Origin of the sequence: Burkholderia sp. LK4, assembly GCF_001043615.1 — a bacterium.
GTDB lineage: Bacteria > Pseudomonadota > Gammaproteobacteria > Burkholderiales > Burkholderiaceae > Burkholderia > Burkholderia cepacia.
Genome location: NZ_LDUL01000051.1, coordinates 44,832 through 57,029, shown reverse-complemented (window position 1 = coordinate 57,029; position 12,198 = coordinate 44,832). Strand labels below are relative to the sequence as shown.

At 68.1% G+C, this 12,198-nt stretch carries 10 protein-coding genes and 1 pseudogene; 2 read left to right on the top strand and 9 right to left on the bottom strand.

Going from position 1 to position 12,198, the window contains the following annotated elements; all coding sequences use genetic code 11:
- From VK92_RS25525 to VK92_RS25510, 4 genes and pseudogenes are all read right to left on the bottom strand, one after another.
- Positions 1 to 459: pseudogene (locus tag VK92_RS25525) on the bottom strand (phage late control D family protein); the annotation flags it as partial.
- A gap of 393 nt (positions 460 to 852) precedes the next feature.
- Positions 853 to 1,362 (bottom strand): OmpA family protein, encoded by a 510-nt coding sequence (locus tag VK92_RS25520; RefSeq protein ID WP_048024871.1) that lies wholly within the window; start codon positions 1,360 to 1,362, stop codon positions 853 to 855.
- Between the two features lie 85 nt (positions 1,363 to 1,447).
- Entirely contained in the window at positions 1,448 to 2,680 is a 1,233-nt protein-coding gene (locus VK92_RS25515; protein WP_225740334.1) for a diguanylate cyclase domain-containing protein, read from the bottom strand.
- 32 nt (positions 2,681 to 2,712) lie between these two features.
- Entirely contained in the window at positions 2,713 to 3,426 is a 714-nt protein-coding gene (locus VK92_RS25510; protein WP_048024867.1) for a YfiR family protein, read from the bottom strand.
- Positions 3,427 to 3,949: 523 nt separating this feature from the next.
- Between VK92_RS25510 and VK92_RS25505 the strand changes: the two genes are divergently transcribed.
- Both VK92_RS25505 and VK92_RS25500 read left to right on the top strand, forming a co-directional pair.
- Positions 3,950 to 5,311 (top strand): hypothetical protein, encoded by a 1,362-nt coding sequence (locus VK92_RS25505; protein ID WP_231600661.1) that lies wholly within the window; start codon positions 3,950 to 3,952, stop codon positions 5,309 to 5,311.
- 142 nt (positions 5,312 to 5,453) lie between these two features.
- Entirely contained in the window at positions 5,454 to 6,695 is a 1,242-nt protein-coding gene (locus VK92_RS25500; protein ID WP_048024863.1) for an NAD(P)/FAD-dependent oxidoreductase, read from the top strand.
- Positions 6,696 to 6,718: 23 nt separating this feature from the next.
- Here the strand turns inward: VK92_RS25500 and VK92_RS25495 are convergent, their stop codons facing one another.
- The 5 genes from VK92_RS25495 to VK92_RS25475 all read right to left on the bottom strand — a co-directional run bounded on the left by VK92_RS25495 (position 6,719) and on the right by VK92_RS25475 (position 12,186).
- Positions 6,719 to 7,486, bottom strand: coding sequence for a FadR/GntR family transcriptional regulator (locus VK92_RS25495; protein ID WP_048024861.1), 768 nt, complete (start codon positions 7,484 to 7,486; stop codon positions 6,719 to 6,721).
- Between the two features lie 68 nt (positions 7,487 to 7,554).
- On the bottom strand, positions 7,555 to 8,445 hold the full coding sequence (locus VK92_RS25490) for an amidohydrolase family protein (RefSeq protein ID WP_048024859.1): 891 nt from the start codon (positions 8,443 to 8,445) through the stop codon (positions 7,555 to 7,557).
- 91 nt (positions 8,446 to 8,536) lie between these two features.
- Entirely contained in the window at positions 8,537 to 9,478 is a 942-nt protein-coding gene (locus VK92_RS25485; RefSeq protein ID WP_021161439.1) for an ABC transporter substrate-binding protein, read from the bottom strand.
- A gap of 100 nt (positions 9,479 to 9,578) precedes the next feature.
- Entirely contained in the window at positions 9,579 to 10,616 is a 1,038-nt protein-coding gene (locus tag VK92_RS25480) for an ABC transporter permease (protein ID WP_021161440.1), read from the bottom strand.
- Positions 10,617 to 10,647: 31 nt separating this feature from the next.
- Entirely contained in the window at positions 10,648 to 12,186 is a 1,539-nt protein-coding gene (locus VK92_RS25475) for a sugar ABC transporter ATP-binding protein (RefSeq protein ID WP_048024856.1), read from the bottom strand.
- Positions 12,187 to 12,198 lie beyond the last annotated feature (12 nt).

The following is a 12,198-nucleotide window of genomic DNA, read 5'->3' as shown; positions in this document are numbered from 1 at the left end:
CGACAGGCGCGCCTGCTGGTCGAACCGGATCTTGACCTGCTGGCCGATCAGGTCTTCCGGGCGAAGGTCGTGGCGATGGGACAGCAGGTCGAGGTGGATCTCGGGCAACCGGTTCACGTGCTCGTCGACGACGGCGGCGCTGACCAGCAGCACATCCGGGCCGAGCGGCGTATCGAGCGTCACGTAGCGATTGAGCTGGGTCAGGCGCGCGGGGTTGGCGGCGCCGTTGATCGCCTCGGCGATCGCGCCGGGCGTCTTGTCCATCAGCGAGAAGCCGGTCTGCGCGAGCTGCATCGCGCGCTGGACGGTGTCGACGTGCCCGGCCAGCCCCGCGAGCGGCCCGAGGCTGCCGGCGACACTCGACGCAACCGGGCCGGCCAGGCCGCCGAGCGCGCTCAACGAGCCCAGCCCGCCGCCGCCCAAACCATTGGGAATACCCCCGTTCGGAGCGAAACTCATTCTTGTTCCTTGCGTATGATCTCAGGTTCCGTAGGCCGGCTGGCCGGCCCGAAGCCCCGATAATGTAGGACAAATTCCGACAGCGCGGAAGCCACTCGCAAACGTTTACGCTCGCGCCCCGAAAACCGGTAAACCAGGCTGGCAGCGGGATTCCGGGGCAGGATCGCCCTCGGCGCCCCCACGGTGAGGAAGTACTCAAGGAGCCGGCGGGGCGATTTCGTCCGGGCAGGTGAAAGCCCCGGGCTCGAATGCGTCGAGCAACGCCATCCGGGCGTCGAAGACTGCTTCACCCGGTAATGCGCCACGTCAGCATGTCAGGGGCATGACGATCGGCTGCTCGCGGAGAGCAAACGCCCGGGATTCCGCGCCGCGCCGCCCCGCCGAAACGAAACCTCACCGCGGCGAGACCACGATCGCCGCCCGCCGGTTCTGCGCGCGGCCCGCCGGTGTCCGGTTGTCGCCCACCGGGTCGAGCTTCCCTTTCCCGACGACCGCGATGCGCTTCGGGTCCAGCCCGAGATCGACGAGCTCGATCGCCACCACCTCGGCACGCCGACGCGACAACTCGACGTCGTAGTCGTCCACGCCCTCTTCGTCCGTATAACCGTAGACCCGCACCCCGTTGATCCCGGCCGAATGGAGCGTGCGCCCGATCCGCTCGACGATCCGCCGCACATCGGGCTTGAGGTTGTAGCGATCGAAATCGAACAGGATCGGTCCGGTCGAGCCGAATTCGAAACCCTGCTGGGTTTCCTGGAAACCGGCCGACTTGAGCGCCGTGACCTGCGTCTGCGTCAGCCCGCGATGAAGCGGTGGCGTCTTGCAGCCGCCCAGTGCCATGCACAGCAGCAGCGCGCCCCAGACGCACGTACGCCCGATGCCCACCGGAAACGAGTGGTTCATGTCGCATCCCCTTCGAGTGCGCCCGCGCCGGGCGCGCTTGTTGTCATCCGCGGCTGCGGCCTCGCCCGCAGCGCGAAGCAATCGATCAAACCGGTCCCGCGACACCTTCGGCCAGCTGCCACGAGCCTGGCCGGGCGCGCTTGGCCCGGTACATCGCTGCATCCGCCGCGCGCAGCAAACCGCTCGCGTCCGATGCGTGGTCGGGATACAGCGCTACGCCGGCACTCATCATGGTGGCCACCATGCGGCCGTCGGACAGCTCGATCGACGGCGCCATACCGGACAATATCTCGTCGGCGATCCGGCACACGCTGCCCGCTTCGGGCACTGCCGCCAGCATCACCGCAAATTCGTCGCCGCCGAGGCGGGCGACCAGATCGGTCTCGCGCACCTGCGTGCGCAGCCGCGACGCGACGCCGATCAGCACCGCGTCGCCGGCATCGTGACCGAGACAATCGTTGATCTCCTTGAAGCGATCGCAGTCGAGATACAGGATCGCGACCCGCTGGCCCGTCGCATTCGCGTCGCCGAGCGCGCGCGTCAGGCGCGACTCGAACTGCACGCGATTGGGCAGCCCGGTGAGCGCATCGTGCGTCGCCTTGTGTTCGAGCGACGCGTTTTCGTCGCGCAGCGTGTTCTGCCAGTCTTCGAATTCGTCGAGCAGCGCATTGAAGTCGTCGCCGAGCTCGTTCAGTTCCGCGATCGCCGCCGGCTCGACGCGCCGTGCGAATGCCCGTTCGCGCCGCACCGCGTGCGCGACGCCGGCGAGCGCACGCAGCGGTGCGACGATGTTGCGCAGCAGGCGTTTCGAGCTCACATACGCGCCGAACACGCTGACGGCCAGACAACCGAGAATGCCGCCGATGCCGCCGAGCAGGAAGCCGAAGAACTGGTGCCCGCGGCCGCGCACGACGACCTTCCCGACGACGATGCCGTCATGCACGACCGGCACCGCGACGGGCCCGGGCAGCGCGACGTCGGCCACGATGCGCTCGAGCCGCGCGATCCCGTTGCCGGCTGGCAACTGCCACGTCGCGAACGGCTGGCCGTTGCTGTCGGTGACGACGACCTGCGCGACGTCTTCCTCGCTCGCGATCATCCCGATCGCCTCGTTCGCCGCGACGCGATCGCCGAACACGAGCGCCGCCTCGACCGTATAACCGAGCGAGCGGGCCAGCAGGTTCAGGTTGTTGCCGGCATACGCACGCAACGCGATCACGGCGACGACGATCAACGACACGGCCGCCATCGCGACGGCGACGAACGCGAGGCGCAGGTGCGCGCGGCGCAGCACGCTTTGCAGCGTGGGGCGCGGCATGCGCGAAGGGGGCAGGTGGAGCAACGGCCGCATCATGGCGCCCCCGGCCGTCGTGCGAGATTCAGCACGTTCGGGTGCACGCGCACGCCGCTGCGCGCCACCGCATCGAGATTGATGTCGAACGACACGCGCTCGCCATCGACATTGAGACAGAACATGCCGCCCGCGGTGCAGGACGGATCGTGTTCCGCGATCGTCAGGACGGGATGGCCGGCCAGCGCGCTCCTGACGCGCGTTCTCTCGTCGTTGTTCAAGGTGCCGAGATACACGACGTCGCACGCGATGCCGAGCGACGGATCGTCGAAGCGGACGTGCTGCACGTCGAGCAGCGTCGAGCCGGCCTGCAGCGTATCGGTCAGGCCGCGCGCGTAGTCGGGGCGGCCGGTGACACACAGGTGCAGACGAACGGGCATGGTCGGCCAGCGCGTGAAGCTGACGATGCCGAGCACGACCTGACGCACGGCGGAGTCGTGTGACGAAACGGCGCGATCGGGTGTCGCCACGGAATCGGCAGGGCTTGCGGCGGCGGCGATGTGCATGGTGTCGGACGGACCGTCCGTGTCGGCGGGTACCCCCGCGAGCACGGCCGGCGCCGCTCCCAGAACGCAAACGATTGCGAGAAGTGCGTGGCGCAGTGAAGCGGTACGGCCGGGCCGGCCCGTCTTCCGCGCGGCAATCGCCGCCGCGCACGTTGGCGTCGTTGCCGTCGCAAAACCGGCAGCCGCCGCGCACACTTTCGCATCCATGATGGCAACATCCGCTGGCGTCGCTCCGGCGCTGCCTCCCGCCTCCCTCCGTGCGCGAGCAGGCACCGTATCACGCGCACGATTGCTTCATCTTAGGTAAAAATCCGCGTGATCCACCAGTGGGAAACACCCGCTGGGAAGGGGGAGCAAGCACGCTGAATCCGCCTTGCTCGCAACGCCGCGCGTGATTGCGAACATCGTCTTCGATCCAGCGTCGGCGCCGCAGTATTGATCGGCGGATTGGCGCACCGGTTGCATCTTGGATTGCCTCGGTACGAACGGATCGATCGCAGCAGGATGTCTTGCGATGCGCCGTTCGCAATGGCGTGGCGACCACCCGATGCACGCTGCCGCGCATTCCCTCGAACGCGGTCCGTCGCATCCGGTGACGGCCCGCTGCCGAGAAAGCCACTGACGTAGAATGGCCGGCACCGTCGATTCTTACGACGAAACTGCACGCCATCTCACCTCGCTGATTCCAATGAACCTCATCGCCAGGATTTTCGGCGCGCGGCCACCATCCATGGCGCCCGCGCACACGGTCTACTTGCAGCAAGGCCAGGCGATGCCGCTCGCCGACGCGCTGCAGAAGGTCGCCGCGAGCCGCGACGTTGCGCTGCTCACGCAGGCGATCGGTCATTACTCCGGCTATGTTCGCGAAGCGGCGATCGCCCGAGCGGTCGAGCTTGGCGACAGCGCACTGCTCGAACCGATCGCCGCGCGCATCAACGACTGGGTGCCCGAAGTGCGGCGCGCCGCGACGAACGCACTTGTCACACTGCTCGCGACCGTGCCGGCCGCGCACTTCGCCGCCCTGCTTCCGTCGTTGCGCCAGCTCACGTCGGCCACGCGCGAAGATCACGGCCCATGGCTGCACGCATTCGAACAGCGGCTGGTGCAGGCAGGCGGCGTCGATACGATCGCCGACGCGATGCACGCCCCGGACTTCTGGCTGCGCCGCGTCGCCTGCCTCGTGGCATTCGATCACCGGATCCTGCCGGCTGCCGAACTGGTCACGCACGGCCTGACCTCCGGCGACATCGTGCTCGCCCGACGTGCGGTGGCGATGCTCGACGACGTGCCGGCAAGCGATCGCATGCGCTGCATCGATCTCGCGGCCGACTCCCCGTTCGGCCCGGTTCGCCGCGCCGCACTCGTTCACGTGATCGACCAGGGCATCGACGACGCCGCCGAGGCGTTCCTGTGGCGGTCAACGCTCGATTCGCAAGGCAGCTTGCGCGCCGCGGCGGCCCGGTTGCTCACCGAACTCGGCCGGAATGTCGCGGACCGCTGCGTTGCGCTGCTCGATACGGGCTCGTTGTCCGGAACTCGGGTTCGCGCGGCGCTGTCGTTGCTCGCCGAACTGCGTGCGCCCGCCGCGATAGCGACGATGGAGCGGTTCTCGACGGATGCGCGCAGCCCGGTTCGTGCACACGCACTCGTGCTGCTGGCTCGCTTGTCGCCATCGATCCGGGACGAGGTGGCCGCGCGCGCGCTGCTGGACCCCGCCCGCAGGATTCGCAAAACCGCGGTGCGCCTGTGCGAGCAAGGCGCATTCGTCTCGCTCGCGCAAATTGAACAGGTGCTCGAGCGATACGGCGATCGCCATGCCGCACGTGCGATCTGCTCACGGGATCAGTGGGACAGTCTCGTGTGCATCGTGCTGATTGCCGCACGCAATGAGCAACCGGACGATCCGGACGACGCGCTGACGCGCGACCTGCAAACGTGGCTGCGCAATCCCGTCTCGATGTGGACGCGCCCCGGCGCGGCGCAGCGCGCGATGCTCGACACGCCGCAAGCAACACGCCTGCTGGCGAGGGTTGCACGCGATCATCGCGAGGAGCTGCGCACCCGGCTCCTGGAACACGGAATCGAGATCTGACGCGCGAGCGGCCGACAACTCGCCGCCCGCAACACGCCTCGCGCCGTCGCGAGTATGCTTGCAGTTCGAACGAATTCCCGTTCGGGCGAAACAACCGCCACGATCTCGCGCTCGCCCGGCTAACCGTCACTCACCACCACAGATGGACTTCGACGTCATCGTTCTCGGCGCCGGCATCGTCGGCGTCTCCGTCGCACTGCACCTGCAGGATCGCGGACGCAAGGTCGCCCTCGTCGATCGCGGCGCGCCAGGCGAAGGCACGAGCTTCGGCAACGCGGGGCTGATCGAGCGCTCGTCGGTCGAACCGTATCCGTTCCCGCGCAGCCCGTACACGCTGATGCGCTACGCGCTGAACCGCTCGACCGATCTCTACTGGCACAGCGCGTCGCTGCCCGCGTTCGCGCCGTGGCTCGCGCGTTTCTGGTGGGAATCGGCGCCGCTGCGCCACGCGGCAGCTTCACGCGACATGCTGCCGCTGATCGAACGCTGCATCGTCGAGCACGACGCGCTGATCGCACGGGCCGGTGCCGGAGAACTGATCCGCGCGAACGGCTGGCTGGAAGCGTTCCGCACGCCCGCCGCATTCGAACGCGGCGTGGCCGAGGCCGGCCTCACCGCACGCCGCCACGGGCTCGGCATCACGCCGCTCGATGCCGCCGCGCTGCTCGCGCACGAGCCGAGCCTCGCCCCCGGCTTCTGCGGCGCGTTGCACTGGCTCGATCCGAAAAGCGTCGTCGATCCGGCCGCGCTCGTCAAAGCATATGCGCATCTGTTCGTGCAAGGCGGCGGCACGCTGCTGACCGGCGACGCCGCGAGCCTCGACGCACTCTCGCCCGGCTGGCAAGTGAACACGCAGGACGGCACGGCCGCCGCGCCGGCTGTCGTCGTCGCGCTCGGCCCGTGGTCCGACACGGTGTTCGGCAAGTTCGGCTACAAGATCCCGCTGCGCGAGAAGCGCGGTTATCACATGCATTACGCGCCGTCCGCGCGCGGCGTGCCGTCGGCGCCGATCGTCGATCGCGAATACGGCTACGTGATCGCACCGATGAAGCGCGGGCTGCGGCTGACGACCGGCGTCGAGATCGCGCGGCGCGGGCTTCCCCCAACGGGCGTGCAACTGGAACGCGCGGAACGTGTCGCGCGCCCCGTGTTCGGTTTCGGCGAGCGGCTCGACCCGCAACCGTGGCTCGGCTTTCGGCCGTGCACGCCCGACATGCGCCCGGTGATCGGCCCCGCGCCCGCACATCGCGGGCTGTGGTTCGCGTTCGGGCACAACCATCACGGGCTGACGCTCGGCCCCGTCACGGGCCGTCTGCTGGCCGAGATGATGACGGGCGAAGCGCCGTTCACCGATCCGGCGCCGTATCGCGCGGATCGCTTCTGACCGCGCAGCGCGTCGACGCGCGCTCAGTCGAGCGCGCGCCCGAAGATGCGGATCACTTCGTCGAGGTGCTCGGCCATCGCGCGGCGCGCGGCGTCCGGGTCGCGCGCACGGATCGCATCGAGGATCGCGCGGTGTTCCAGTTCCGATCGGTGCGGCATGTCGTTCGGCATGTACAACGACTGCAGCCGCTGGAACATCAGGTCGTACTTGTGCGCGAGCAGCTGCTTGATCATCAGCGCATACGCGGCGTTGTCGCTCGCTTCCGCGATGCGGATATGAAACAGCCGGTCGCCCGGATGCGTGAGCGAGCCGCTGCGGTTGTCTTCCTGGTTGCGCAGGAACGCCTCGTGGATGCCTTCGATCTGCTCGTCGGAGCCGTGCTTCGCGGCAAGCGACGCGGCTTCCGGCTCGATCAGCCGGCGCGCCTGCAACAGCGCGAACGGCGGGATTTCGGTATCGAGATCGAGTGCGATGCCGAGTTCGGGATCGATCTCGATGACCGTGAACGGCGCGGCCTTCCCTGCCAGGCCGGGCGTGGGTTCGGGTACGGCGGCCGTTTCGGGGTGGCGCACCTTCACGCCGTCGCCGACGCGCACGCTGACGAGCCCGCTCACTTCGAGCGCGATCAGCGCTTCACGCACCGACGTGCGCGACACGCCGAACTGTTCGGCCAGTTCGCGCTCGGGCGGCAGGTAACTGCCCGGCGGAAAATCGCCGGACTCGATCATCGCACTGAGCTTGTCGGCGATCTGCTGGTACAGGCGGCGGTTCTGGATCGGCTGGATGGACATACGTTGATGCTGGTGATCGGTTGCATTGCGGACGGCCCGGCGAAGCGCACGGGCCGTTCGCGCCTATTTTATATGCCGCGCTTCGCATCGCCCGGCACCGCGTAACAACGCGCCGCCGTCCCGCCCCACAGCGCGCCGCGCTCGGCCGCCGACAGCCGCGATTCGGCCCAGCGCTCGACGATCGACGCGACTTCGTCATACGACGCGGCCAGCAGGCACACCGGCCAGTCCGACCCGAACATCAGCCGCTGCGGGCCGAACGCGTCGAGCGCCGCGTCGAGGCACTGCTCGATATGCCGGACGTCCTTCCCGCGCAGGCCGCGCTTCCAGTCCGCTTCCGTCACGAGCCCCGACAGCTTGCACGCGACGTGCGGCAGCGCGCCCAGCTCGCGCAACGCGGCGCGCCAGCGCGCGAGCGCCGATTCGTCACGCTCGAATTCGGCCAGCGCGGGCTTGCCGGCGTGATCCAGCACGAGCCAGTGCGCGTCGTGCCGTGCGCAGAACGCCTGCACGTCCGGCAACTGGCGCTCGAACACGAGGACGTCGTACACGTAACCGTTCGCCTGCAGCCACGCGATGCCGCGGTTGAAGCCGGGATCGGCGACGAACGCGCCGGCGTCGGCTTCGTCCTGCACCTGGTGCCGGAAGCCGCGCAGCTTCGGGCTGCGCCATTCGGCGACGCGCTCGGCAAGCTGCGGCGCGGCGAGATCCTCCCAGCCGACCACCGCCGCGATGTACGCGTCGTCACGGGCGAGATCGAGCAGGAACGCGGTCTCGTCGCGCCCGGCGCGCGCCTGCACCGCGATCGATGCGCCGAGCGCCTGCGCATGCATCAGCGGCCGCAACGCGTCGGGCAGGTAGTCGTGCGCGAGCACCTCCATGCCGGGGCCGATCCACGGATAGTCGGCCGCGCGATAACGCCAGAAGTGCTGATGGGAATCGATACGCACTGCGCCCATGGTGTCCTCGTGTTCTGCTCAGGCGGCCGCCCGCGCCGCCGCGCCGCCGCGCATGCTACGCGCCGCGCGCGGCGGCGCCGTGGCACGGCGTTCAGTCGTACAGCACCGCCGCGATCTTCGGATCGTCGATATTGGTCTTGTCGTACCAGTAGAAACCGGTATCGATGACCTTCGGCAGCTTCTCGCCCTTGATCGCCTTCACGGCCGCCTCGACCGTCTTGTAGCCGATCCCGATCGGGTTCTGCGTGATCGCGCCGGCCATCAGCCCGCTGCGGATCGCGTCCTTCTGCTGCTTGCCCGAATCGTAGCCGACGATCACGACCTTGCGCTTCATTTCACGCACGCCGTTGACCACGCCGATCGCCGAGCCTTCGTTGGTGCCGAACAGCCCCTTGAGCTTCGGGTACCCCTGCAGGATCGACTTCGTCACCTCGGTCGACTTCAGCTGGTCGCCTTCGCCGTACTGCACGGTCACGACCTGCACCTTCGGGTGCGCCGCCTTCATCCGCTCGAGAAAACCGTCGCGGCGGTCGATGCCGGTGCGGCTCGTCTGGTCGTGCGCGACCACGGCGACTTCGCCCTCGTCGCCGATCAGCGCGGCGAGCTTGTCGGCGGCCAGCGCGGCGGCGGCCTTGTTGTTGGTCGCGGCCGTCGTCACCGGGATGTCGCTGTCGACGCCCGAGTCGAATGCGATCACCGGGATTTTCTCGGCCTGCGCCTTCTTCAGGAGCGGCAGCGCGGCCTTGCTGTCGAGCGCCGCGAAGCCGAGCGCGGCCGGCTTCTTCGCGATCGCGGCCGACAGCATGTCGATCTGCTTGTCGACCATCGCCTCGGTTTCGGGCCCTTCGAACGTCACCTTCACCTTGTAGTCCTTCGCGGCCTGCGTCGCGCCCGATTTCACGGCCTGCCAGAACTGATGCTGGAAGCCCTTCGAGATCAGCGGGATGTAGGCTTCCTGCGCGTGCGCACCGGCCGTGACGCCGACGGCGAACGTCAGCCCGACGATCGCGTTCAACACCTTGCTCCTGATCACTTCGCGTCTCCTTTTTTCGTATCGACTGGAACGACTGGAACGCCGGCCGGAACCGGCGGTGAAGCACATGCCTGCGTGGATGCGTGCGTGCCTGCGTGCATCAGCGGCGCCGCCGGCGCAGGATGTCGACGTAGACGGCCAGGATGATGATCACGCCCGTCACGACCGTCTGCCATTCCTGCGCGACCGACATGATGCGCAGGCCGTTGGTCAGCACGCTCATGATGAACGCGCCGATGATGGTGCCGACGATGCTGCCCGCGCCGCCCGACAGCGACGTGCCGCCGATCACGACGGCCGCGATCGCATCGAGCTCGTAGCCCTGCCCGAGCGCCGGCTGCGCGGAGTTCAGCCGCGACGCGATCAGCAGCCCGGCGATCCCGCACACCGCGCCGCTGAACGTGTACACCGCGATCTTCCACGCGTCGACGTTCACGCCGGACAGCCGCAGCGCCTCCTCGTTGCTGCCGAGCGCGAACGTGTAGCGGCCGAAGATCGTGCGGTTCAGCACGATCGACGCACCGATCGCGACGAGGAACAGGATCAGCACCGCATTCGGAATCGGCAGCGCCGGAATGAGGTTGCCGATCAGCGAATCCTGCGCGATCGACGTGAAGCCCGGCGTGTCGTTGAAGTAGATCGGCCGCGTGCCCGAGATCACGAGCGACAGCCCCTTGAGCAGCATCATCATGCCGAGCGTCGCGATGAACGGCGGCACCTTCATCTTCGCGATCACGAAGCCCGATACGCAACCCGACAGCGCGCCGAAAAACAGCGCCGCCAGGATCCCGAGCGGCAGCGGCATGCCCCACTTCGTCAGCACGACGCCGGCCATCACCGCGCAGAACGTCATCAGCGTGCCGACCGACAGGTCGATGCCCGACGTGATGATCACGTAGGTACACGCAACCGCCAGCACGCCGTTCACGGCGGTGGCCTGCAGGATCGTGACGAGGTTGTCGACTTCGAGGAAGTTCGGTGACGCGAAGCTGAAGAACACGATCAGCAGCACGAGGCTCGCGAACGCGAGCAGCTTCTGGCGCGCGGCAGGGTTGAAGAAGCGCGACTTCAGGCTCGATGCGCCGGCAGGCGTATCGCCGGACGCGAGGGGCGGGACAGGATGCGTATCGTTGGACATGATCGGATAGGCGTATGGATCGGCGTCTGAATCAGGACAACACGGTCGACTCGCGCTGCGTCGCGAGCTGCATGATCTTTTCCTGCGTGGCGTCGGCCGCGCGCAGCTCGCCGGTCACGCGCCCCTCGCACATCACGAGAATCCGGTGGCTCATGCGCAGCACCTCGGGCAGTTCCGACGAGATCATCACGATCGCCTTGCCGTCGGCGGCCAGCGCGTCGAGCAGCTTGTAGATCTCGCTCTTCGCGCCGACGTCGATGCCGCGCGTCGGCTCGTCGAAGAACAGGATGTCGCAGTCGCGCAGCAGCCACTTCGCGATCACGATCTTCTGCTGGTTGCCGCCCGACAAAAGGCGTGCGGGCTGCGCGACCGACGGCGTGCGGATCGCGAGCTGCCGCACATACGCGTGTGCGGTGTCGCGCATCGCGCGCGCGTCGAGAAACACGCCACGGTGCACGAAACGACGCATGCTCGACATGGCGATGTTGTTCTGCACGTCCATCCCGACCGCGAGCCCGAAGTGCTTGCGATCCTCGGACAGATAGCCGATGCCGTGCTTCACCGCATCGGCCGGCGTGCGGATCGTCACGGTCTTGCCGTGCACGCGGATCTCGCCCGCGTCGATCGGGTCGGCGCCGAACACCGCGCGCGCGACCTCGGTGCGGCCCGCGCCCATCAGCCCCGCGAAGCCGAGAATCTCGCCGCGCCGCAGCGTGAAGCCAACGTCGCGAATCGCGCGGCCGCGCGACAGCCCGCGCACTTCGAGCGCGACGTCGTTCGCGGACGTATCGGGCGGCGTGCGGAATTCCGTCGCGAGCTGGCGGCCGACCATCATCGCGATGATCGCGTCCATCGACGTATCCGCCATCGGCACGGTCGCGACGTACTTGCCGTCGCGCATCACGGTCACGCGATCGGCGATCTGGCGCAGCTCGTCCATCTTGTGCGAGATGTAGACGATGCCGACGCCGTGCGCGCGCAGGTCGCGGATGATGCGGAACAGCTCGGCGATCTCCGCGTTGTTGAGCGCGGCGGTCGGCTCGTCCATGATCAGCACGCGCGAGTCGAACGACAGTGCCTTCGCGATCTCGACCATCTGCTGCTTCGCGACCGTCAGCCGGCCGACCGGCGTGCGCGGGTCGAGATCGAGCCGCATCCGCCGGAAGATCGCGGCGGCATCGCGATTCAGCGTGTCTTCGTCGACGAACACGCCGAAGCGGCCGCGCGGCTCGCGGCCGATGAAGATGTTCTGCGCGACGCTCAGGTGGTTCATCAGGTTCAGTTCCTGATGGATGATGCCGATCCCGAGCGCCTGCGCGGCGCGTGGATCGGCGATCTCCACCGCACGGCCGTCCATCCGGATCTCGCCGCCGTCGCGCTGGTACACGCCCGCGAGGATCTTCATCAACGTCGACTTGCCGGCGCCGTTCTCGCCCATCAGCGCATGCACTTCGCCGGCACGCAGGTCGAAACGGCAATCGTCGAGCGCCTGCACGCCCGGGAAGCGCTTGCCGATGCCGGTCAAGGCGATCAGCGGCGGCGCGGCAGTCAGGTTCGGGTCGAGTTGCATGGAGCGCGGCCC

Bases quoted from the DNA above. Each gene is read 5' to 3' on its own strand.
- VK92_RS25475 (WP_048024856.1), bottom strand. From the start codon at position 12,186: ATGCAACTCGACCCGAACCTGACTGCCGCGCCGCCGCTGATCGCCTTG.
- VK92_RS25510 (WP_048024867.1), bottom strand. From the start codon at position 3,426: ATGGATGCGAAAGTGTGCGCGGCGGCTGCCGGTTTTGCGACGGCAACG.
- VK92_RS25505 (WP_231600661.1), top strand. From the start codon at position 3,950: ATGGCGCCCGCGCACACGGTCTACTTGCAGCAAGGCCAGGCGATGCCG.
- VK92_RS25495 (WP_048024861.1), bottom strand. From the start codon at position 7,486: ATGTCCATCCAGCCGATCCAGAACCGCCGCCTGTACCAGCAGATCGCC.
- VK92_RS25515 (WP_225740334.1), bottom strand. From the start codon at position 2,680: ATGCCGCGCCCCACGCTGCAAAGCGTGCTGCGCCGCGCGCACCTGCGC.
- VK92_RS25490 (WP_048024859.1), bottom strand. From the start codon at position 8,445: ATGGGCGCAGTGCGTATCGATTCCCATCAGCACTTCTGGCGTTATCGC.
- VK92_RS25500 (WP_048024863.1), top strand. From the start codon at position 5,454: ATGGACTTCGACGTCATCGTTCTCGGCGCCGGCATCGTCGGCGTCTCC.
- VK92_RS25520 (WP_048024871.1), bottom strand. From the start codon at position 1,362: ATGAACCACTCGTTTCCGGTGGGCATCGGGCGTACGTGCGTCTGGGGC.
- VK92_RS25480 (WP_021161440.1), bottom strand. From the start codon at position 10,616: ATGTCCAACGATACGCATCCTGTCCCGCCCCTCGCGTCCGGCGATACG.